Genomic DNA, 21,872 nt, shown 5'->3' with positions numbered 1-21,872 from the left:
GCCAAGCTGTCTGTCTTATCGATTCACGCGTCTCATTAAGGGAAACGAGGGAATTGTCCGAAGTCCGGATCGCGTTTTTCTTTGAACGCATCGCGGCCTTCTTTTGCTTCTTCTGTTGTATAGTATAAAAGTGTAGCATCGCCAGCCAATTGTTGAAGACCTGCAAGACCATCTGTATCCGCATTCATCGCTGCTTTTAAGAAACGAAGTGCAGTTGGGCTCTTCTCAAGCATTTCTTCACACCATTTAACTGTTTCTGCTTCTAATTGGTCTAAAGGAACAACCGTGTTAACTAGTCCCATATCCAATGCTTCTTGAGCATTGTATTGACGACATAGGTACCAAATTTCACGTGCTTTCTTATGACCAACGATACGTGCTAAATAACCTGAACCATAACCAGCATCAAAGCTTCCTACGTTCGGCCCGGTTTGTCCAAAGACTGCATTGTCAGCGGCAATTGTTAAGTCACATACCACATTCAATACATTACCGCCACCAATCGCATAACCAGCAACCATAGCTACAACTGGTTTCGGAATCACACGGATCAAACGTTGCAAATCAAGTACGTTTAGACGCGGAATATTATCTTCGCCGACATATCCACCGTTTCCGCGTACTTTTTGGTCCCCGCCTGAACAGAATGCTTTGCCGCCTACACCCGTTAAAATAATAACTCCAATGCTAGAATCATCACGCGCTCTTGCGAATGCATCAATCATCTCAGCAGTCGTTTTTGGCGTGAATGCATTATGTACATGCGGACGGTTGATAGACACTTTCGCAATCCCATTATATTTTTCATATAAAATTTCATCATACTCACGTATTGTTTCCCATTGTATTGTCATCTAAAATCCTCCTTTAATTTCGCATTAAAAACTCACTTATTATTTTACCAAACTTTTCTCCATCTTCCACATGAATCGCATGTCCGGCATCATTAATTATTTTCCATTCAGCCTGTTTCAGCATTTTTTGCATCGATTCCGCAATCAGACAAAACTTGGGATCGAGTTCACCAGTAACAAGAAGCACTGGAAAATCAAGAAATTCTAGTTCTTCCCAATAGGAAGCCTGACTGCCGGTTCCCATTCCTAAAAGGCTACTGGAAAGGCCCGAAGGATTATTTTCCAAACGCTGCTGTCGAATCGCCGCCTGGGTTTTAGATGATAACCTTTTCTGACTTTCAAACAGCGGGATGTTTTCCCACTGATCGACAAACGCCTCGATGCCGTTTTCAAGAATCTTTCCGGCAAGCTTCTTATCATTACTTCTGCGGATTTCCCGCTCCTCTTCTGTTAAAAGGCCAGGTGAAGCGCTTTCTAACATCAATGTCTTTACGTACTCAGGATACAAACAGGCAAAGCCCAAAGCAAGCCTCCCTCCCATTGAATATCCAAGGATATGGGTTTTTGGGAAATTTAACTCATCCAAAATATGCTTAAGGTCCTCAGTCACTTGCTTCATCTTATACCGACGATAATCGGCTGGAGATGCAGTCCCTCCATGTCCGATAATATCGACCATGATCAAGGTATATCTTTCACGCAAAAGCGGGATGAGAAATTTCCATGTATCTCGATTTCCCGTAAATCCATGCAAAAGTACAAGAGGTTCTCCATTTCCCACTATTTCAACAGAATAAGTGACATCTCTGCAGACAATTTTCATGATATTCCCCTATCTAATACCACTTTTATTTCCTGGGAAACAAAATTCCACAAATTTCGATGCTTTTGCAAATTGGACTCCCTTTCGGTAGGTACTTCGATTATTTTCAAGCCTTGGATTTCAAACGACTCTGTAAATACCTGCTTCAGTTCATCCCAATTTTGCACCTTGCTGTATTTCCCGCCGTAAAGCTGTGCAGTATGGGAAAAATCAAGCCCGTGGGGAGTGCCGAATAACGTTTCGAAGTGTTCCCTATCATTTGCCTGTGGAAGGAAAGAGAATATACCGCCGCCGTCATTATTAATCAGCAAAATCGTGATATTTTGCTTTTGCAGCTTAGCCGCAAGCAATCCGTTCATATCATGGAAAAAGCTTAAATCTCCGATTGCGAGTACTGTATTTTCTGAAACGGTGCTTACGCCAAGCGCAGTAGAAACTACACCATCAATTCCGTTCGCTCCCCGATTTGCAAAGGTTTTGATTCCTTTTTCATTATTCAAAAAGAATGTATCCAGATCCCGTATTGGCATACTATTTCCGACGAATAACGTCGATTCTATTGGCATCATGTCCTGTATCAGCGAGAACAGCTTTCCTTCACTTAACTCCGCTTCATCACGGATGGAAGATAAGGCATTCTTCGTTGCTCCATTGACAGTTTGCCACAAACCAAGCCAGTTTTTCTCAGTAGCATTCGGAATTTTTTCACATACACGTTGGCAAAAATCTTTTTCTTCGCAGTAAATCATGTTGGTTGCCAGTCCTGCTGGTTCGCGCCATCCTGCTCCGCCATCAATGACCAAAGTAATTGCCTGTTTTTGTTTTTTCATGAATAACAATAAAGGTTTAGATACCGGCATAGAACCGAAACGCAACACTACATCCGGCCGGAAAGCTTCCTTGGCCGCTTCATCACGTAGAAATGTATCGTAGGTATCAATAATACCTTCTTTATCGTGTTTGCCACTTCTTAGCTGAGAAAGAGGGTCAGCTAGTATCGGGAAAGCAAGCTTCTCAGCTAAAGCTACAATTGCTTCCTTCATCTTTGGATGCCGTAATTCTCCACACACGATCATTCCTTGTTTCGCTTGTGATAACGTAGCTGCTAGCGCCTCTATATGTGAATCAGACAGTGATAGTGCACCATTTTCAATCATCACAGCCGGTGTCATTTTATTTTGCCTATATTCTTTAGCTTGTTCCAAATTTGGAATAAGTGGTTCACGAAGCGGGAAGTTCAAATGTACGGGTCCAGCTGGCTCAGTTGCCGCTGTCGAAACTGACCTTGCACCGATTGTTCTCGCATATCGCATCATTTCATCGGTACTTTCCGGAAGCGCCATTTCGACAAACCACTTCACTTGCCTTCCGTACAGATGAATTTGATCAATGGCCTGTGGAGCCCCTACATCACGCAACTCATGCGGACGATCAGCCGTCAGCACGATCAGTGGCACCCTTGAATAGTAAGCCTCAATGACAGCTGGGTAAAAGTTAGCAGCAGCTGTACCAGACGTACAAAGAAGTCCGACAGGTTTTTTTAATGCCTTAGCCAAACCAAGGGCAAAAAAAGCAGCCGAACGCTCATCCACATTAATATGAACTTCGATATCAGGATGTTCTACCAGCAGCAAAGCGAGCGGTGTGGATCGTGAACCTGGACTTACCACCACATGCTTCATCTTATTTTGTGCAAGCTCATCGACAAATGAAGCAGCATACGCTGTCAATGCATCTCGGTCATTCATTAAGATTTCCTCCTAAAGCACTTAGCATTGGATTAAATTTAATCCCCGTTTCCTGGAATTCACTTTCAGGTGTCGAATCTTCCACTACGCCGCACCCTGCAAAAAGCGATGCCTCATTATCCTGTAGTAGGGCGGAACGAATCCCAACTGCAAATTCCCCGTTCCCATAGGTATCGACCCAGCCCAATGGTCCCGCATAAAAGCCGCGTTCAAGACCTTCTATTTCTCGAATACGGGCGACAGCTTCTTCTTTCGGAAGCCCGCCCATAGCAGGTGTTGGATGCAGATTTTCTACAAACTCAAAAATCGTGACACCCTCATTGCAAATTCCACGGACCGGTGTATACAGATGCTGAATATGACGGTTTTTCATTAATTTCGGTTCGGTCGGAACGATTACCTTTTCACATACCGCCTCAAACGCATTTGATATCATCGAAACGACGTATTGATGCTCTTGTAAATTCTTTTGGTCATGAAGCAGTTCATCACCAAGACAAGCATCCTCTTCTACAGTTTTCCCCCGTCCCATCGATCCTGCAAGACAGGTAGAAAAGACTTCATTACCCTGCTTCTTTATCAAACGCTCAGGAGTTGCACCCACGAAACAGTCACCGCCCGCTTCCAAACTAAAAATATAGCTTAATGGCTGCTCAGCAATCAATTGCTCGAGTACTTTCTCTGAATCAATGGAGCGCTCAAACACAAGGCGCAGCTCTCTTGCCAAAACAATTTTGTCGAGATCTGTTGTCTTGATTTCCTCAACAGCCTCTGCAACCGTCTGCTTCCATTCCTTAGGTTTGACTTCCTTCTGCTTAACAAGAGTATTGGCACGCAGTTCGGTGCCATTCAAGCTTTCGATAAGGAAAGATTCCCGTTCATTTATCATATCTATGAAGAGTTTTTCTGAATCATCCGGTGAACAAAGTAGGTTTGTCGTTAAGTAAGCTTGCTCCCCCACTAGCGATAGCATGAAGGCAGGTATATAAAACAGATTGTCCCCGAATTGGTTCCAAAGGAGCGTACTGTTAGTTTCATAATCAAAAGAAAAGCCACCAAAGAGTAAAGGACCAGTTGCTTCTACATCGGTCACTCCTGTTTTGACAGCAGTATTCTGCAGTTTGATCCAGCTCATTTCGACTTCTCTATAACGGTCGGCATTTGATGCCGCTTGGAGTTTCTTAACGTTGCCTAAACCAGTAATGGTTATTTCTTTTGCAGGGTCCTCCCAGAAAAAGCGTTCACCCGCATACCGTTCTCTTCCAGCTTGATAAAATGAAAGGGGGTTGTTGCAATTTATTTTCTTAATATGACTGAATAGAACTTGACCATTCAAGTCCTTTGCCTTTTGTATAGCTGAAGCCAGTCCCTGAAACTGTTGAGTTTCTTCTGAGATAGCCAAAAAAATCCCCCCAAATGTACATTTTAAAAGCTTTTTAACCTATTTAAAGATACACCTCTCTTCAACCCAATGTCAATAAAACGCCCCTTTATCGAACGATTCATGACTGCTTTTTTCCTTATTATATGATTCTTAGTGAATGAAGTAGAATACCCTTGATATTGGAAGTGATCGTCTATGAAATTCAATTGACACTTCCCACCACTTTTCCTACACTAAATAGGATAACCTTTTGTGAACAATTTCAATATTTGATATAATTCAAGGGAACTAATAATGATTTTGAGGAGAGAAATAATGCAAACAGAATACGACGACCTTCCCCTTAAACGAACCTGGAAAATTTGGTGGGAGTTAATTCGTCCACATACACTTACCGCAGCTTTTGTTCCAGTCCTACTTGGAACTATGATTGCACTTTTAGAAGATGGCGTAAATTGGCTACTATTTGCAGCCATGATGATTGCAAGTATCCTGATTCAAGCTGCAACGAACTTATTCAATGAATACTATGATTTCAAGAGAGGCTTGGATACAGAAGAATCTGTTGGCATAGGTGGTGGCATTGTCCGTCATGGCATGACTCCAAAACTCATCATGACCTTAGCCCTTAGTATGTATGGCATCGCACTGATACTTGGAATCTATATCTGTGCTGTATCATCTTGGTGGCTTGCTGGGGTAGGACTGGTCTGTATGCTTGTCGGCTACCTTTACACTGGCGGTCCACTGCCTATTTCATACACACCATTTGGAGAACTTTTTTCTGGATTGTTTATGGGCTTTCTGATAATCTTGATTGCCTTTTTCATTCAAACTGGTTTTGTTTCTACCACAGCTATCTTAATTGCAATACCAAGCGGAATTTTAGTTGGGTTAATCAATTTATCCAATAACCTCCGTGACCATGACGGAGATAAGGCACACGGTCGAAAAACGATGCCTGTAGTAATGGGCAGAAAAAATGCCTTAACATTTATGGCGATTATGTTTGCCTTCTCTTACCTATGGCTAGTAGGATTAGTCCTAGCTGGAAGCGTTACAGCATGGATTTTGCTTGCCTTCCTAAGCATTCCGAAAGCCTTGGCAGCTATCAAAGGCTTCGTAGGTAAAACTTCACCTATTACGATGGTCCCTGCGATGAAAGCCACGGCCCAAACGAACACCTTCTTCGGCCTGCTTATGGCCATTGGATTATTCATCAGCTATCTTATTTAATCTCTAAGGACTGAGTCGATTTGACTCAGTCCTTTTTTGCTTCCTATCCAATTTGTTTCCCTCCCCTCCGATTCGGGTAATGAATAAGACACCCATCCAACCATTATTCAAATGAGATATAGACTTTCGAAGGAGTGAAATAAACATGGCAACCAAACAACAAACGCAACATTTAAAAAAAGAACTACTTATAGAAAAAGAAGAACTGAATAATAGGCTAAAAAATGATGAACAATCACTTCTAAATAAAAGTCAGACAGAATCTGTAGGGGAACTATCCTCCTATGACAATCATCCCGCTGACCTTGGAACCGAATTATTCGAAATGGAAAGAAACCAGGCACTAGATGAGCATGCACAATCTGAAATGGAAAAAGTCAAGAATGCATTGAATGCGATAGATGCAGGCTTCTATGGCCATTGTAAAACCTGTGATACTGAAATCCCTTTTGAACGGCTTGAAGCCATCCCTACCACTCTCTACTGTGTCGAGCACGCCCCAGAACGACCGACTATACAAGATCGACCAGTTGAAGAAGACGTACTGATTCCATCAAAGGGAAATAATTTTGAAAACCGTCATGGAAGTGAAATAGTAGATAAAGAAGATAGCTTTGGCGAAGTAGCCAAATTTGGTACATCTGAAACACCTGCGGATTACATGGGCGATCATGACAGCTATAATAATCTTTATAAAACAGAAGATGAAACCGATGGATTTCCTGAAGACTATGAAGGATTTGTAGCAAATGATATCGAAGGAAAAAAAATAAGGGGTATCCCGAATAAAAAGCAAAAGAACTATGAAGATACATTAGATGAAGAAAACGTTGAATCTCAGCTTGGAGACATTCCTTATAAACAAAAAGATAGTTATATCAATGAAGAGAAATAAATAAAAAAAAGAAGCATACAGAATGTATGCTTCTTTTTTATGACCCGTACGGGATTCGAACCCGTGTTACCGCCGTGAAAGGGCGGTGTCTTAACCGCTTGACCAACGGGCCAAATGGCGGAGAAGGAGGGATTTGAACCCTCGCGCCGCTCACGCGACCTACACCCTTAGCAGGGGCGCCTCTTCAGCCTCTTGAGTACTTCCCCATGGCTCCGCAGGTAGGACTCGAACCTACGACCGTTCGGTTAACAGCCGAATGCTCTACCACTGAGCTACTGCGGAACAATATGAATATGGTGGGCCTAAATGGACTCGAACCATCGACCTCACGCTTATCAGGCGTGCGCTCTAACCAGCTGAGCTATAGGCCCATAAATTGGAGCGGGTGAAGGGAATCGAACCCTCATCATCAGCTTGGAAGGCTGAGGTTTTACCACTAAACTACACCCGCGAAATGGGGCGACTGATGGGAATCGAACCCACGAATGCCTGAACCACAATCAGGTGCGTTAACCACTTCGCCACAATCGCCGTAATTTTTGAAATAATGGTGGCTCAGGACGGAATCGAACCGCCGACACAAGGATTTTCAGTCCTTTGCTCTACCGACTGAGCTACTGAGCCACATTTGTATTAAATTTTATAATGGCGGTCCCGACGGGAATCGAACCCGCGATCTCCTGCGTGACAGGCAGGCATGTTAACCGCTACACCACGGGACCTAATAATTGCGGGGACAGGATTTGAACCTGCGACCTTCGGGTTATGAGCCCGACGAGCTACCGGACTGCTCCACCCCGCGACGGTAATAATGAAACGATTTCGCATCAAGTTTTCGTGTAAATTGTTTCTTCCGCTTCCTCTATGTAAAGGTTGTTTCAAAACAACTTGCTGCTTTTAAAGAAATGGAGGAGGTAGAGGGATTCGAACCCCCGCGGGATTTGACTCCCCTGTCGGTTTTCAAGACCGATCCCTTCAGCCGAACTTGGGTATACCTCCGTGGCTAAAAAAATTACATGGTGGACCTTGTAGGACTCGAACCTACGACCGGACGGTTATGAGCCGTCTGCTCTAACCAGCTGAGCTAAAGGTCCTTATATTTATTGGTAGCGGCGGAGGGGATCGAACCCCCGACCTCACGGGTATGAACCGTACGCTCTAGCCAGCTGAGCTACACCGCCAATATAATATAAGTTTTGATGAAAAATGGTGGAGCCTAGCGGGATCGAACCGCTGACCTCCTGCGTGCAAGGCAGGCGCTCTCCCAGCTGAGCTAAGGCCCCATTCATTAGAAATCACGTGGTCGGGAAGACAGGATTCGAACCTGCGACCCCTTGGTCCCAAACCAAGTGCTCTACCAAGCTGAGCTACTTCCCGCAAAAAACATGGTGCGCCCGGCGGGAGTCGAACCTACAACCTTCTGATTCGTAGTCAGATGCTCTATCCAATTGAGCTACGGGCGCATATTAAGATGGTGCCGAGGACCGGAATCGAACCGGTACGGTAGTCACCTACCGCAGGATTTTAAGTCCTGTGCGTCTGCCAGTTCCGCCACCCCGGCACATACGAAAAGTGGAGCGGAAGACGGGATTCGAACCCGCGACCCCAACCTTGGCAAGGTTGTATTCTACCACTGAACTACTTCCGCATGAAAGATGCGGGTGAAGGGACTTGAACCCCCACGCCTTGCGGCGCCAGATCCTAAGTCTGGTGCGTCTGCCAATTCCGCCACACCCGCATAATATAATGGTGAGCCATGAAGGATTCGAACCTTCGACCCTCTGATTAAAAGTCAGATGCTCTACCAACTGAGCTAATGGCTCGTACGTTTAATAATAAAAGATGGTGCCGGCAAGAGGACTTGAACCCCCAACCTACTGATTACAAGTCAGTTGCTCTACCAGTTGAGCTACACCGGCAGGTGTAAAAATGGTGGAGGATGACGGGATCGAACCGCCGACCCTCTGCTTGTAAGGCAGATGCTCTCCCAGCTGAGCTAATCCTCCATATGTGTAACTGCTTGGCGGCGTCCTACTCTCACAGGAGGAAACCCCCAACTACCATCGGCGCTGAAGAGCTTAACTGCCGTGTTCGGAATGGGAACGGGTGTGACCTCTTCGCTATCGCCACCAAACAATGTTAACATTTTTTTAAGACATTTATTATTATAACGTCTTTTTGAAAAAATGCAAGAAGAAATTTTCATTCCTTCAAAACTAGATAATAAGAAGGTATTTCATTTTTTAAAGCGTGGTTAAGTCCTCGATCTATTAGTATCAGTCAGCTCCACATGTCGCCACGCTTCCACCTCTGACCTATCAACCTGATCATCTTTCAGGGATCTTACTAGCTTGCGCTATGGGAAATCTCATCTCGAGGGGGGCTTCATGCTTAGATGCTTTCAGCACTTATCCCGTCCGCACGTAGCTACCCAGCTATGCCTTTGGCAAGACAACTGGTACACCAGCGGTGCGTCCATCCCGGTCCTCTCGTACTAAGGACAGCTCCTCTCAAATTTCCTGCGCCCGCGACGGATAGGGACCGAACTGTCTCACGACGTTCTGAACCCAGCTCGCGTACCGCTTTAATGGGCGAACAGCCCAACCCTTGGGACCGACTACAGCCCCAGGATGCGATGAGCCGACATCGAGGTGCCAAACCTCCCCGTCGATGTGGACTCTTGGGGGAGATAAGCCTGTTATCCCCGGGGTAGCTTTTATCCGTTGAGCGATGGCCCTTCCATGCGGAACCACCGGATCACTAAGCCCGACTTTCGTCCCTGCTCGACTTGTAGGTCTCGCAGTCAAGCTCCCTTGTGCCTTTACACTCTACGAATGATTTCCAACCATTCTGAGGGAACCTTTGGGCGCCTCCGTTACTCTTTAGGAGGCGACCGCCCCAGTCAAACTGCCCACCTGACACTGTCTCCCACCCCGATAAGGGGCGCGGGTTAGAATTTCAATACAGCCAGGGTAGTATCCCACCAACGCCTCCACCGAAGCTAGCGCTCCGGCTTCTCAGGCTCCTACCTATCCTGTACAAGCTGTACCAAAATTCAATATCAGGTCAGCAGTAAAGCTCCACGGGGTCTTTCCGTCCTGTCGCGGGTAACCTGCATCTTCACAGGTACTATAATTTCACCGAGTCTCTCGTTGAGACAGTGCCCAGATCGTTACACCTTTCGTGCGGGTCGGAACTTACCCGACAAGGAATTTCGCTACCTTAGGACCGTTATAGTTACGGCCGCCGTTTACTGGGGCTTCGGTTCAAAGCTTCGCTTGCGCTAACCTCTCCCCTTAACCTTCCAGCACCGGGCAGGTGTCAGCCCCTATACTTCGCCTTGCGGCTTCGCAGAGACCTGTGTTTTTGCTAAACAGTCGCCTGGGCCTATTCACTGCGGCTTTTCCGGGCTATTCACCCTAAAAAGCACCCCTTCTCCCGAAGTTACGGGGTCATTTTGCCGAGTTCCTTAACGAGAGTTCTCTCGCACACCTTAGGATTCTCTCCTCGCCTACCTGTGTCGGTTTGCGGTACGGGCACCTTACATCTCACTAGAGGCTTTTCTTGGCGACGTGGAATCAGGAACTTCGGTACTATATTTCCCTCGCCATCACAGCTCCGCCTTAATGGAAACGGGATTTGCCTCGTTTCCGGCCTAACTGCTTGGACGCGCATATCCAACAGCGCGCTTACCCTATCCTTCTGCGTCCCCCCATCGTTCAAACGATGTATAGGTGGTACAGGAATATCAACCTGTTGTCCATCGCCTACGCCTTTCGGCCTCGGCTTAGGTCCCGACTAACCCTGAGCGGACGAGCCTTCCTCAGGAAACCTTAGGCATTCGGTGGAAGGGATTCTCACCCTTCTTTCGCTACTCATACCGGCATTCTCACTTCTAAGCGCTCCACCAGTCCTTCCGGTCTGACTTCAACGCCCTTAGAACGCTCTCCTACCATCGACACCATACGGTGTCAATCCACAGCTTCGGTGATACGTTTAGCCCCGGTACATTTTCGGCGCGGAGTCACTCGACCAGTGAGCTATTACGCACTCTTTAAATGATGGCTGCTTCTGAGCCAACATCCTGGTTGTCTAAGCAACTCCACATCCTTTTCCACTTAACGTATACTTTGGGACCTTAGCTGGTGGTCTGGGCTGTTTCCCTTTCGACTACGGATCTTATCACTCGCAGTCTGACTCCCAAGAATAAGTATTTGGCATTCGGAGTTTGACTGAATTCGGTAACCCGTTGGGGGCCCCTAGTCCAATCAGTGCTCTACCTCCAATACTCTCATCTTGAGGCTAGCCCTAAAGCTATTTCGGAGAGAACCAGCTATCTCCAGGTTCGATTGGAATTTCTCCGCTACCCACACCTCATCCCCGCACTTTTCAACGTGCGTGGGTTCGGGCCTCCATTCAGTGTTACCTGAACTTCACCCTGGACATGGGTAGATCACCTGGTTTCGGGTCTACGACCTCATACTCATTCGCCCTATTCAGACTCGCTTTCGTCGCGGCTCCGTCTTATCAACTTAACCTCGCATGAAATCGTAACTCGCCGGTTCATTCTACAAAAGGCACGCCATTACCCATTAACGGGCTTTGACTACTTGTAGGCACACGGTTTCAGGATCTATTTCACTCCCCTTCCGGGGTGCTTTTCACCTTTCCCTCACGGTACTGGTTCACTATCGGTCACTAGGTAGTATTTAGCCTTGGGAGATGGTCCTCCCTGCTTCCGACGGGATTTCTCGTGTCCCGCCGTACTCAGGATCCACTCAGGAGGGAACGAAGTTTCAACTACAGGGTTTTTACCTTCTTTGACGGACCTTTCCAGATCACTTCATTTACCCCGTTCCTTTGTAACTCCATGTTGAGTGTCCTACAACCCCAAGAGGCAAGCCTCTTGGTTTGGGCTAATTCCGTTTCGCTCGCCGCTACTCAGGAAATCGCATTTGCTTTCTCTTCCTCCGGGTACTTAGATGTTTCAGTTCCCCGGGTCTGCCTTCAGTACCCTATGTATTCAGGTAAAGATACTGTTCCATTACGAACAGTGGGTTTCCCCATTCGGAAATCTCCGGATCAAAGCTTACTTACAGCTCCCCGAAGCATATCGGTGTTAGTCCCGTCCTTCATCGGCTCCTAGTGCCAAGGCATCCACCGTGCGCCCTTTCTAACTTAACCGTTAAAAAAGATCTTACTGATGCTTTGAAAAAATTAATTGCCTTCTATCTATTATCTAGTTTTCAAGGAACAAAGAAGAAAGAATTCCATCACAACGTGATGATGATCTTTCGTATCTGAATGAATTACTCATTCAAAACTGAACAAAACAAAAGCGCTCTCGTATTTATCCTTAGAAAGGAGGTGATCCAGCCGCACCTTCCGATACGGCTACCTTGTTACGACTTCACCCCAATCATCTGTCCCACCTTAGGCGGCTGGCTCCATAAAGGTTACCTCACCGACTTCGGGTGTTACAAACTCTCGTGGTGTGACGGGCGGTGTGTACAAGGCCCGGGAACGTATTCACCGCGGCATGCTGATCCGCGATTACTAGCGATTCCGGCTTCATGTAGGCGAGTTGCAGCCTACAATCCGAACTGAGAATGGCTTTATGGGATTCGCTTACCTTCGCAGGTTTGCAGCCCTTTGTACCATCCATTGTAGCACGTGTGTAGCCCAGGTCATAAGGGGCATGATGATTTGACGTCATCCCCACCTTCCTCCGGTTTGTCACCGGCAGTCACCTTAGAGTGCCCAACTGAATGCTGGCAACTAAGATCAAGGGTTGCGCTCGTTGCGGGACTTAACCCAACATCTCACGACACGAGCTGACGACAACCATGCACCACCTGTCACTCTGTCCCCCGAAGGGGAACGCCCTATCTCTAGGGTTGTCAGAGGATGTCAAGACCTGGTAAGGTTCTTCGCGTTGCTTCGAATTAAACCACATGCTCCACCGCTTGTGCGGGCCCCCGTCAATTCCTTTGAGTTTCAGCCTTGCGGCCGTACTCCCCAGGCGGAGTGCTTAATGCGTTAGCTGCAGCACTAAAGGGCGGAAACCCTCTAACACTTAGCACTCATCGTTTACGGCGTGGACTACCAGGGTATCTAATCCTGTTTGCTCCCCACGCTTTCGCGCCTCAGTGTCAGTTACAGACCAGAAAGTCGCCTTCGCCACTGGTGTTCCTCCAAATCTCTACGCATTTCACCGCTACACTTGGAATTCCACTTTCCTCTTCTGCACTCAAGTTCCCCAGTTTCCAATGACCCTCCACGGTTGAGCCGTGGGCTTTCACATCAGACTTAAGGAACCACCTGCGCGCGCTTTACGCCCAATAATTCCGGACAACGCTTGCCACCTACGTATTACCGCGGCTGCTGGCACGTAGTTAGCCGTGGCTTTCTGGTTAGGTACCGTCAAGGTACCAGCAGTTACTCTGGTACTTGTTCTTCCCTAACAACAGAACTTTACGACCCGAAGGCCTTCTTCGTTCACGCGGCGTTGCTCCGTCAGACTTTCGTCCATTGCGGAAGATTCCCTACTGCTGCCTCCCGTAGGAGTCTGGGCCGTGTCTCAGTCCCAGTGTGGCCGATCACCCTCTCAGGTCGGCTACGCATCGTCGCCTTGGTGAGCCATTACCTCACCAACTAGCTAATGCGCCGCGGGCCCATCTATAAGTGACAGCAAAACCGTCTTTCCATCTTCTCTCATGCGAGAAAAGAACGTATCCGGTATTAGCTCCGGTTTCCCGAAGTTATCCCAGTCTTATAGGCAGGTTGCCCACGTGTTACTCACCCGTCCGCCGCTAATCTCAGGGAGCAAGCTCCCATCGATCCGCTCGACTTGCATGTATTAGGCACGCCGCCAGCGTTCGTCCTGAGCCAGGATCAAACTCTCCGAAGAAATGTTTGACTTGCTCATTTTGCTTTTTTTGATAGTGTGTGCTCACTTAAAAATTAACGTTGGCGCTTTGTTTTGTTCAGTTTTCAAAGAGCAATTTGTTGTCATTTCTCTCAGAAGCGACTCCTATAATGTAACACATTGTGTCACGTTTCGTCAACAACTTTTTTTAAAAAGTTTTAACAGTTTGTTGAGCTGTTTAAGTTGTTGTCTTAGCGACAAGAAATAATATACCATGTACAAATAATGTTTGCAATATGTTTTTCAAAACTTTTTTCAAAAAAGTGTTTTTTCATTCTCCTTCTATATATTCCTTTCTAGAATAACTCTTTTTCGAATGCATCAAGCCCCCCTACCTCTTAAACACAGTCCGCCGCTTCAGCTGAATTAACTCGCATATTTCTCCTTAAACCCAAATAGACATATAAAGATATCTTCTTTCTTTGAGGTGAAGCAATGAATCTATCATTAATCGCACTACTCATTTCTTACAGCATGGCTCTTTACTTATTTAGCACTGCTTATTATGAAGCCATAAAGTTCAGTAGGGAAAAAGGGAAAGTGAATGGTACAACGTTTTTGTTTAGCTTTACATTTGCCTTGATCTTCACTCGGATTACCTATTTGTTTTATCCCTATTAAATAAAAGCAGTAAGTCGGGTTCGACTTACTGCTTTTATATGGAGACTGCTTCTTTTTTCTGCACCTTACTTTTCTTTTCATCCTTTAGGAATATCATCAAGCCGGCCAATATGATGGTACCTCCTAGGATTTGCGTCCAGAGTATGGGTTCACCAAGAATGAAGTAAGCTAGAATTGTCGCTCCAATCGGTTCCAGTAAGATTCCCATAGAGATTGTTGAAGTACTTAACCACTTCAATGACCAGTTGAATAATGAATGCCCTAATAGAGTCGGGAAAATAGCAAGCAAAACGAAATAAATCCAGTCGACAGTAGGATATGGTCCCATTGGCTCTCCCTTAAGGACAACGTAGAAAAACAATGTAAATGCACTAATTGCATACACGACGAATGTGTATGTTATAGAAGAGATACGCTTTCTAACATTTTGACCAAATAGTAAATAACCAGTTACTAACGCACAAGCAACAAGGGAAAGAATGTCTCCCCAAAGCGCCATACCGCTGATTCTAAAATCTCCCCAGCTGATGACAAGACTGCCCGCTATCGCGATGATCCCGCTTAATATTGCCTTCATTGAAAATCGTTCTTTAAAAAACAAGTAAGCCCCTGCAAACGCAAATAACGGCTGAAGGGTGACAAGCACAGTTGAACTCGCAACCGACGTGTAATTGAGCGATTCAAACCATAATATAAAATGAAAAGCTAGGAACACACCTGCCGCAATCGAACACAACCAGTCCTTTTTCTCAATGAATTTAAGTTCATGGCGGTATTTTATTATGAAAACCGGCAACATAAGCAGAACAGTAAATAATAAACGATAAAAGGCTATAACACCTGATGGAGCAGATGCTAATTTAACAAGTATGGCCGAAAATGAAACGGATGCCACACCTATCGCCAATGCAAAATAGGGATTTATTTTAGGTATTTGCATTCTTGTTCCTCTTTTCATGTTGAATTACCTATCATTGTACTCTATTTTACTATGGTAAAATTATTAGAGTGAGTTATTTGAAAAAACGGGTATATTGCACCAAATCATATAATTCTCGATACTCTTTCGGAAGTGGTGAACATTATGGAATGGACATTCGATCCTCAATCAGAACTGCAAATACTTATTAAGCTGGGGATCTCAGCTCTCCTTGGATTAATTATCGGGCTAGAGCGAGAAATGAAACGAAAACCCGTTGGATTAAAAACAAGCTTGGTTATTTCCATCGTCAGCTGTTTATTAACGATTGTTTCCATGGAGTCAGCTTATAAATTCCCCGGAAGTGACGATGTAAATATCACAATGGATCCCTTACGTCTTGCCGCACAGATTGTTTCTGGCGTCGGCTTTATCGGGGCCGGCGTTATTCTCCGCCGTGACAATAACAGCATCTCCGGTTTAACCACCGCTGCCATAATTTGGGGAGCAGCCGGAATTGGGATTGCTGTCGGAGCTGGATTCTTTCTCGAAGCAATTGCCGGAGTCATTCTATTAATCATCAGTGTCGAATTGGTACCCGTAGTCGTCACCTGGCTTGGCCCGATGAAATTACGGCAAAAAGAAATCTTTCTACAACTAGTGGTAAAAGATAAAGATGACATCGCTTTAGTTCTCAAAAAAATCAAAGACGAAAAGATTTTTATCAAAAACCTAAGAATCAAAGATGTTGCAGAAGACCATCACCTCTTAACACTTAAAGTTTTGGTCGATCATAAAGTTAGAACTTCAGAAGTTTATTACACCGTCTCCAACCTTAAAGAAATTGCACGGGTAGAAATCGAGAATGCTTAAGCGAAAAAAACCGTTTGATACCCTCAAACGGTTTTTTCTTACTATTTTGCAAATTTCTCAATTTTATTATTGACTTTTCCTGAAATTTCGATAAAATAATTATTGTACCCTAACCCGGGGCATTAGCTCAGCTGGGAGAGCGCTACGCTGGCAGCGTAGAGGTCAGCGGTTCGATCCCGCTATGCTCCATACTTGAAAACCCTTGTGTATCAAGGGTTTTTTTCTTTTTCCACTTATAGAAACCTGCCGATTCATTTCAAGATTGCACAATGCGTGCACCTTTATCCCACTAAAGTTTTGATCCGTTAAATGCGGAAAGAAGGATTGCTCTAGCCGGAGGGCTGCTTCATCTTGGATAACGGATGATGCAATTCCTTAACCGATTTAGGTGACGGTCCTTCATCCAGTTTGTCATTTATAGAACTCATCCAACATCTGAGTAGTGATTTTATCCATTGAATATTGCCGAAATAAGACAAAATATGCTTTTTAACCGAATACCATCTTGCTTCTGCTCTAGTTTCAGCTACACTCCTACGATAGGAAGTATTAAACCATTTTACCATCGTTACGGTATTTCTTCTGCGCCCTGACGTTAAAAACCATATAATAACTACTCCACCACAGCTACCGTCATATCTCCACTTAAAGCTATCTCAACACCTGGCGAACCATAATCCTCCGTTAACTTATTGATGCAACCATTTCTCAGCTTGCTCCTAATATAAATATCAGTTTATATCCCTCGTATTTCGTGAGGGTTTCCCCCTCGTGATCCCCTTTCCGTTTTCATCTGCTCCTCTTCTTCAAAACACTTTCATCCTTTATCACTTCGCTTACGACTTGGCAAAAACTACTCTAGTAAGGCTACTAGGGTAGTTAACTGTTATTAGCACTTACCGTTTTTCCGTGATACCAATTATTTGCGAAACTATGCGTATATTTTTGTGAAAGATGGACGAGACTGCTAGTACAATAAATACTAGGAGGTACGCGAAATGTTTAGATTCGGGAAGGGAAAGCGTCGGAGTAAGGTCGGCAAATTAATAGATAAGCACGGGTATACACAAGAGGAGTTTGTAAGCGCGTCTGGAATCTCACGCAATACGATTAGCAGAGTTTGCAGCGATCCTAAGTATGTGCCTTCTGCCGGAGTATTAAAGAAAATCATGAAGGCGATTCGGAGTATAGATGCCGGCGCAAAGTCAGACGATTATTTTGATATTTAAGGTTGCGCTGAATATTCGATGTTTAAACGCAAAAAAAGCCCCGACCCAAACAAACGGTTCCACTTAAGGTCGTGGCTTTGCTACGTTACATGAAAACAGATATTTCTTTGAATTGTTTTTTGGTATACCCTATATGCAAGGAGACCTCTTCGTTGGTCTTCGAATTAATTAGGTAGACGTAAGCTTTCGAGTTATCACGGAGACGCCCTCCTACAACAGCTCCGGCAATTGTGCCGATTGGTCCTATGAGAGCCGTTCCGAGGATTGAGCTGACTGCCGGTTAGCCTCCGCTACGACGAGCTCTCTTCCCACTCGATACCATCAATCCTTACTTATCCTTTGATAAGTAAGGAATATGAATGACTACCTCGCCATCGCTTGTCTGGCTCCATCATTACGGCTGAGCAAATCCCCGCCGGTATTTCTTTACCCGTTAAGTTCAAATCGTTCCCGCCCCCAAGTATATCGAGGCTAATTTTCCGTTTCATTGTGTTCTTCCAAAATCCCATATCAACAGCTTCATTTAGCTGCCTCAAAATTGAGTAGAATAAACCCTGCAGGTCAAATTATGTTGATCTTCAGGTTATAACAGCAGTAGCAGGGGATTGCGAGTCCGTGCTTGACAGTTGGCTTTAAACCCTCAAAAAAAGATTGTTGGAAGTAAAATACCCCTTAAGTCGGCACGAAACCGCATATGGGGTATTTTACTTTTTGCGAATTTATTAGAATACTAGTACTATCACCTTTATGGTTTTGAAGAAAGCAAAATGTGCTTTTACCGGTAAGCAGCATAAAGGGCATTCGTATTCTAATATGATTTTCTTAATTTGAAAGAATTGTTCTTGTTCCTAAGAATGACGAATTCATTTACTGAATTTTAAATGCAGAATGACCTTCCAGCCCTACAGCGCCATGCCTTCGAACAAAATAATCAGCATTATTCGGTGGAGACAAATGCGTGAGTTGACATATTAGTTCTTCAGAACCATTATCTCTACTACATCATGATTACTTATTAATCTAATATGTAAAATCCCCCACTTCTATATTAGAAGTGGGGGATTTTTTTGCTAAAGTTATCTATTGATTACATATGCGAAAGGAAAAGAGTCATTTCAACCTTATTCATCGCCGCATCTAATGCTTTGACACTTCATATATAGCGACTTCTTTTTGAGTTTATTAACATACTTCCTACTATTATAGGCATACACGGTTGCACCTTCTTCAAGCGGGGCTCGATGGGACAAGGGGTATGTAATCCGCCACATCTATTTTCGACTAACCATTTTCTTTATCCTTCTAACAACAGGTGACACAATGACTTTATGTGCTTTTGTGAAGGCTAGTCCAATAAACCCTGTTATTACCAGAGCCATTATCAAGCCGATTATCAATCCAGATGTTTCTCTAAGTTCTTCAAATACCGCACCCATTCCTTATCCTCCCCGCCTTACCGATGTCACTTATTTTTCCGGCCCACGCCATTAACTTCCGATCATGTAACAGAAGATGTACTCGGTTGGACCTATAGTCAGATTCATTATATCGCATTGGATTATTATGGTCGAGCTACCACTTTTAAACGCATTAGCAAAGGTTTCATCTTTCACAGGGCTATTTTCTCCTAAGCACCTTTCTTCTAGCTTTTCTTTATAAGATAAATTATAAACCTTTCGTTCTATCCATTAAGATAGGAGAAAATTGAGTACCTCCCCTTCATTGTCTCTAACCGACAAACAAAAGACAGAATTATTGTATTTTTAGAACATTGCGCAAATTGTCGAAAAACCATAAAATTATCTTGTGATTACAACTTCTTAGGGGGTGTGTTTTTTAAATGGAAGCGATTACAAGGGACTTTTTCTTATTTTTATCTAAAAATAACTTACTTAATAATATTGCAAAGAAAAGCGGCGGTAGTTTTGCAGCTGGAAAAATTATAGGGGGAACTGATTTCCAAAGTTCCATTAAATTCATTAAACAGCTTAATAATAGTGGCTTGTCGGTTACAGTCGACCATCTTGGGGAATTCGTTGATTCTAAGGAAGTGACCCAGGAAAGGACAGCAGAATGCATCGAAACCATTGAAATGATCAGCAGAGAAAAACTGGATTCACAGGTATCTCTCAAAATGACTTCTCTGGGTCTTGATATCGATCATAATCTGGTCATCGAGAACATGACAAGAATTCTTGATACAGCAGAAAAACACAATGTCATGGTCACGATTGACATGGAAGATGAAGTTCGCTGTCAAGCAACAATCGATATATTTAGGCAGTTCAAAGAAAAATACAACTGCATAAGTACTGTTTTACAAGCTTATTTATACCGCACAGAGAAAGATTTGGAAGACCTTGCCCAGTATAAACCATTCCTGCGTCTCGTAAAGGGTGCCTACAAGGAATCTGCCGAGGTGGCTTTTCCCGAAAAGAATGATGTAGATGAAAACTATAAAAAGTTGATTAAGCAAAGTCTTCTTAACGGTAATTATACTGCCATTGCCTCACATGATGACCAAATCATCGAATATACAAAAGAGCTGGCTAAAAAGCATAACATTCCAAATACACAATTCGAATTTCAAATGCTTTATGGCATGAGAAACAAAACACAATACGAGTTGGTCAAGCAAGGTTACAAGATGCGCGTCTATGTACCATATGGTCTCGATTGGTATGGATACTTCATGAGAAGGCTTGCGGAAAGGCCATCCAATATTGCCTTTGCCTTCAAAGGGATGGTCAGAAGCTAAATATACATTCAACATTCTAATTGCTACAAAAATTCTATAAAAAGGTGTGATTATCAATGATTTCATATAAACATGAACCATTTGTTGATTTTAAAAACGAGGAAAACAAAAAAGCTTATCAGGAAGCTCTTCAAACTGTTGAAGGCTACTTAGGACAAGACTACCCTCTTTATATCGGGGCAGAGAAAGTGACGACTGATGAGAAAATCGTTTCATATAACCCTGCTGATAAACAAGAGGTCATCGGCCGAGTATCGAAAGCGAACAGGGCTCTTGCTGAAAAAGCTATGCAGGAAGCTGTTACCGCTTTTGAAAGCTGGAAAAAAGTGAAGCCGGAAATCCGTGCTGACGTTTTGTTCAAAGCTGCTGCCATCATTCGCAGACGCAAGCATGAATTCTCTGCGTTATTGACAAAAGAAGCGGGAAAACCTTGGAATGAGGCTGATGCGGATACAGCGGAAGCGATCGATTTCCTTGAATTCTATGCCCGTCAAATGCTGACGCTTAAAGATGGTGTGCCTGTTCAAAGCCGTCCGGGAGAATTTAACCGCTATGATTACATTCCATTAGGAGTAGGCATCATCATTTCTCCTTGGAACTTCCCATTTGCAATCATGGCAGGTACAGCTGTTGCCGCTATCGTCACTGGTAACACAATCCTGTTGAAACCAGCTTCGACTACTCCTATTGTTGCTGCGAAATTCGTTGAAGTGATGCATGAAGCCGGCCTTCCAGCAGGTGTGTTGAATTTCGTTCCAGGAAGCGGAGCCGAAGTGGGCGACTACCTGGTTGATCATCCTAAAACACGTTTCATTTCCTTCACAGGTTCACGCGATGTAGGTCTGCGCATTTACAAACGTGCATCAGAAGTGAACGAAGGCCAAATTTGGCTGAAGCGTGTCATCGCTGAAATGGGCGGAAAAGATACGATCGTCGTTGACAAAGAGGCAGATCTTGAATTGGCCGCTCAATCGATCGTGAAATCTGCATTTGGCTTCTCTGGACAAAAATGTTCTGCTTGCTCCCGTGCTGTCATCGTAGAAGATGTATACGATCAAGTTTTAGATCGCGCTGTTGAATTAGCAAAACAACTTACTGTTGGTAATCCTGTAGAAAATCATTTCATGGGACCAGTTATCGATCAAGCGGCATTCGATAAAATCATGAGCTATATTGAAATCGGCAAAGAAGAAGGACGCATTCTGACTGGTGGAGAAGGAGATAGTTCAAAAGGATACTTCGTTCAGCCGACAATCGTCGCTGATGTCGATCCGCAAGCCCGTTTGATGCAAGAAGAAATCTTCGGACCAGTCGTTGCATTTTCAAAAGCGAAAGACTTTAACGAAGCTCTTGAAATTGCCAATAACACAGAATACGGTTTGACTGGGGCTGTCATTACGACAAATCGCCTGAACATGGAAAAAGCACGTCAAGAATTCCATGTAGGGAACTTGTATTTCAACCGCGGCTGTACTGGTGCAATCGTAGGTTATCAGCCTTTCGGCGGGTTCAACATGTCAGGAACTGATTCCAAGGCAGGCGGACCGGACTACTTGCAGCTTCATATGCAAGCCAAAACAACATCCGAAACATTCTGATAATGT

At 44.4% G+C, this 21,872-nt stretch carries 14 protein-coding genes, 22 tRNA genes and 3 rRNA genes; 8 read left to right on the top strand and 31 right to left on the bottom strand.

Annotation, left to right across the window (positions count from 1 at the left end; translation table 11 throughout):
- Window positions 1-35 precede the first annotated feature (35 nt).
- Genes menB through JFU50_RS13180 form a run of 4 tightly spaced genes read right to left on the bottom strand, consistent with a single transcriptional unit; the run spans window position 36 to window position 4,827 of the window.
- Entirely contained in the window at window positions 36-854 is an 819-nt protein-coding gene (menB, locus tag JFU50_RS13195) for a 1,4-dihydroxy-2-naphthoyl-CoA synthase (RefSeq protein WP_056521242.1), read from the bottom strand.
- A 13-nt stretch (window positions 855-867) separates the two neighbouring features.
- Entirely contained in the window at window positions 868-1,677 is an 810-nt protein-coding gene (menH, locus tag JFU50_RS13190; protein WP_201187032.1) for a 2-succinyl-6-hydroxy-2,4-cyclohexadiene-1-carboxylate synthase, read from the bottom strand.
- Window positions 1,674-3,425: a 2-succinyl-5-enolpyruvyl-6-hydroxy-3-cyclohexene-1-carboxylic-acid synthase gene (gene menD, locus JFU50_RS13185; RefSeq protein ID WP_201222837.1), complete on the bottom strand. Its 1,752-nt coding sequence runs from the start codon at window positions 3,423-3,425 to the stop codon at window positions 1,674-1,676. Before menD ends, menH begins: the two co-directional genes overlap by 4 nt.
- Window positions 3,418-4,827, bottom strand: a complete 1,410-nt coding sequence (locus JFU50_RS13180; protein WP_201222835.1) for an isochorismate synthase — start codon at window positions 4,825-4,827, stop codon at window positions 3,418-3,420. The genes menD and JFU50_RS13180 overlap by 8 nt, the downstream gene beginning before the upstream one ends.
- A 297-nt stretch (window positions 4,828-5,124) precedes the next feature.
- Here JFU50_RS13180 and JFU50_RS13175 point away from each other — a divergent pair, with 297 nt between their 5' ends.
- Window positions 5,125-6,045, top strand: coding sequence for a 1,4-dihydroxy-2-naphthoate polyprenyltransferase (locus JFU50_RS13175; protein ID WP_201187035.1), 921 nt, complete (start codon window positions 5,125-5,127; stop codon window positions 6,043-6,045).
- Between the two features lie 145 nt (window positions 6,046-6,190).
- Window positions 6,191-6,940, top strand: coding sequence for a TraR/DksA C4-type zinc finger protein (locus tag JFU50_RS13170; RefSeq protein ID WP_201187036.1), 750 nt, complete (start codon window positions 6,191-6,193; stop codon window positions 6,938-6,940).
- Window positions 6,941-6,980: 40 nt separating this feature from the next.
- Here JFU50_RS13170 and JFU50_RS13165 read toward each other — a convergent pair.
- The 24 genes from JFU50_RS13165 to JFU50_RS13050 form a co-directional block, all read right to left on the bottom strand.
- A tRNA-Glu gene (locus tag JFU50_RS13165) sits at window positions 6,981-7,052 on the bottom strand.
- A gap of 3 nt (window positions 7,053-7,055) precedes the next feature.
- Window positions 7,056-7,146 (bottom strand) — tRNA-Ser (locus JFU50_RS13160).
- A gap of 1 nt (window position 7,147) precedes the next feature.
- Window positions 7,148-7,222 (bottom strand) — tRNA-Asn (locus JFU50_RS13155).
- 12 nt (window positions 7,223-7,234) lie between these two features.
- Window positions 7,235-7,311: transfer RNA gene (locus JFU50_RS13150), tRNA-Ile, on the bottom strand.
- 6 nt (window positions 7,312-7,317) lie between these two features.
- A tRNA-Gly gene (locus JFU50_RS13145) sits at window positions 7,318-7,391 on the bottom strand.
- Between the two features lie 4 nt (window positions 7,392-7,395).
- Window positions 7,396-7,471 (bottom strand) — tRNA-His (locus JFU50_RS13140).
- A gap of 17 nt (window positions 7,472-7,488) precedes the next feature.
- Window positions 7,489-7,564 (bottom strand) — tRNA-Phe (locus JFU50_RS13135).
- A gap of 22 nt (window positions 7,565-7,586) precedes the next feature.
- Window positions 7,587-7,662: transfer RNA gene (locus tag JFU50_RS13130), tRNA-Asp, on the bottom strand.
- A gap of 6 nt (window positions 7,663-7,668) precedes the next feature.
- A tRNA-Met gene (locus JFU50_RS13125) sits at window positions 7,669-7,742 on the bottom strand.
- A 104-nt stretch (window positions 7,743-7,846) separates the two neighbouring features.
- A tRNA-Ser gene (locus JFU50_RS13120) sits at window positions 7,847-7,939 on the bottom strand.
- An 18-nt stretch (window positions 7,940-7,957) separates the two neighbouring features.
- Window positions 7,958-8,034, bottom strand: a tRNA-Ile gene (locus JFU50_RS13115).
- A 10-nt stretch (window positions 8,035-8,044) separates the two neighbouring features.
- A tRNA-Met gene (locus JFU50_RS13110) sits at window positions 8,045-8,121 on the bottom strand.
- Window positions 8,122-8,147: 26 nt separating this feature from the next.
- Window positions 8,148-8,223 (bottom strand) — tRNA-Ala (locus JFU50_RS13105).
- 17 nt (window positions 8,224-8,240) lie between these two features.
- Window positions 8,241-8,317: transfer RNA gene (locus JFU50_RS13100), tRNA-Pro, on the bottom strand.
- Between the two features lie 9 nt (window positions 8,318-8,326).
- Window positions 8,327-8,403 (bottom strand) — tRNA-Arg (locus tag JFU50_RS13095).
- Window positions 8,404-8,412: 9 nt separating this feature from the next.
- Window positions 8,413-8,501 (bottom strand) — tRNA-Leu (locus JFU50_RS13090).
- A gap of 12 nt (window positions 8,502-8,513) precedes the next feature.
- Window positions 8,514-8,588, bottom strand: a tRNA-Gly gene (locus JFU50_RS13085).
- A gap of 8 nt (window positions 8,589-8,596) precedes the next feature.
- Window positions 8,597-8,678, bottom strand: a tRNA-Leu gene (locus JFU50_RS13080).
- Window positions 8,679-8,687: 9 nt separating this feature from the next.
- Window positions 8,688-8,763 (bottom strand) — tRNA-Lys (locus tag JFU50_RS13075).
- A 20-nt stretch (window positions 8,764-8,783) separates the two neighbouring features.
- Window positions 8,784-8,859 (bottom strand) — tRNA-Thr (locus JFU50_RS13070).
- Between the two features lie 11 nt (window positions 8,860-8,870).
- Window positions 8,871-8,946: transfer RNA gene (locus JFU50_RS13065), tRNA-Val, on the bottom strand.
- Between the two features lie 12 nt (window positions 8,947-8,958).
- Window positions 8,959-9,074: ribosomal RNA gene (gene rrf / locus JFU50_RS13060) — 5S ribosomal RNA — on the bottom strand.
- A gap of 116 nt (window positions 9,075-9,190) precedes the next feature.
- Window positions 9,191-12,124, bottom strand: a 23S ribosomal RNA gene (locus tag JFU50_RS13055).
- A gap of 176 nt (window positions 12,125-12,300) precedes the next feature.
- A 16S ribosomal RNA gene (locus JFU50_RS13050) occupies window positions 12,301-13,850 on the bottom strand.
- The 16S, 23S and 5S rRNA genes sit together here with 21 tRNA genes alongside, the layout of an rRNA operon.
- Window positions 13,851-14,303: 453 nt before the next feature.
- Here JFU50_RS13050 and JFU50_RS13045 point away from each other — a divergent pair.
- Window positions 14,304-14,489 (top strand): hypothetical protein, encoded by a 186-nt coding sequence (locus JFU50_RS13045; RefSeq protein ID WP_141521436.1) that lies wholly within the window; start codon window positions 14,304-14,306, stop codon window positions 14,487-14,489.
- 34 nt (window positions 14,490-14,523) lie between these two features.
- Here the strand turns inward: JFU50_RS13045 and JFU50_RS13040 are convergent, their stop codons facing one another.
- Window positions 14,524-15,429, bottom strand: coding sequence for a DMT family transporter (locus JFU50_RS13040; protein WP_201222833.1), 906 nt, complete (start codon window positions 15,427-15,429; stop codon window positions 14,524-14,526).
- A gap of 144 nt (window positions 15,430-15,573) precedes the next feature.
- On the opposite strand from JFU50_RS13040, the gene JFU50_RS13035 reads away from it, so the two are divergent.
- From JFU50_RS13035 to JFU50_RS13025, 3 genes are all read left to right on the top strand, one after another.
- Window positions 15,574-16,281, top strand: coding sequence for an MgtC/SapB family protein (locus JFU50_RS13035; RefSeq protein ID WP_053348841.1), 708 nt, complete (start codon window positions 15,574-15,576; stop codon window positions 16,279-16,281).
- Window positions 16,282-16,397: 116 nt separating this feature from the next.
- Window positions 16,398-16,470, top strand: a tRNA-Ala gene (locus tag JFU50_RS13030).
- An 809-nt stretch (window positions 16,471-17,279) separates the two neighbouring features.
- Window positions 17,280-17,510, top strand: coding sequence for a helix-turn-helix domain-containing protein (locus JFU50_RS13025; protein WP_098178080.1), 231 nt, complete (start codon window positions 17,280-17,282; stop codon window positions 17,508-17,510).
- 332 nt (window positions 17,511-17,842) lie between these two features.
- Here JFU50_RS13025 and JFU50_RS13020 read toward each other — a convergent pair whose 3' ends face one another.
- Both JFU50_RS13020 and JFU50_RS13015 read right to left on the bottom strand, forming a co-directional pair.
- Entirely contained in the window at window positions 17,843-17,998 is a 156-nt protein-coding gene (locus JFU50_RS13020; RefSeq protein ID WP_201222831.1) for a hypothetical protein, read from the bottom strand.
- Window positions 17,999-18,781: 783 nt separating this feature from the next.
- Window positions 18,782-18,946: a hypothetical protein gene (locus JFU50_RS13015; RefSeq protein ID WP_161804983.1), complete on the bottom strand. Its 165-nt coding sequence runs from the start codon at window positions 18,944-18,946 to the stop codon at window positions 18,782-18,784.
- Window positions 18,947-19,350: 404 nt separating this feature from the next.
- On the opposite strand from JFU50_RS13015, the gene JFU50_RS13010 reads away from it, so the two are divergent.
- Together JFU50_RS13010 and pruA are read left to right on the top strand one after the other, a co-directional pair.
- Complete coding sequence (locus JFU50_RS13010; RefSeq protein WP_201187043.1) at window positions 19,351-20,268, top strand: proline dehydrogenase family protein; 918 nt, start codon at window positions 19,351-19,353, stop codon at window positions 20,266-20,268.
- Between the two features lie 56 nt (window positions 20,269-20,324).
- On the top strand, window positions 20,325-21,866 hold the full coding sequence (pruA, locus tag JFU50_RS13005; RefSeq protein ID WP_201222829.1) for an L-glutamate gamma-semialdehyde dehydrogenase: 1,542 nt from the start codon (window positions 20,325-20,327) through the stop codon (window positions 21,864-21,866).
- The last annotated feature ends 6 nt before the right edge of the window (window positions 21,867-21,872 follow it).

This window comes from Peribacillus sp. TH14, assembly GCF_016651145.1.
Lineage (GTDB): Bacteria > Bacillota > Bacilli > Bacillales > DSM-1321 > Peribacillus > Peribacillus butanolivorans.
Note: the sequence above shows the minus strand (reverse complement) of the source record. Positions and strands in the feature narration are given on the sequence as shown.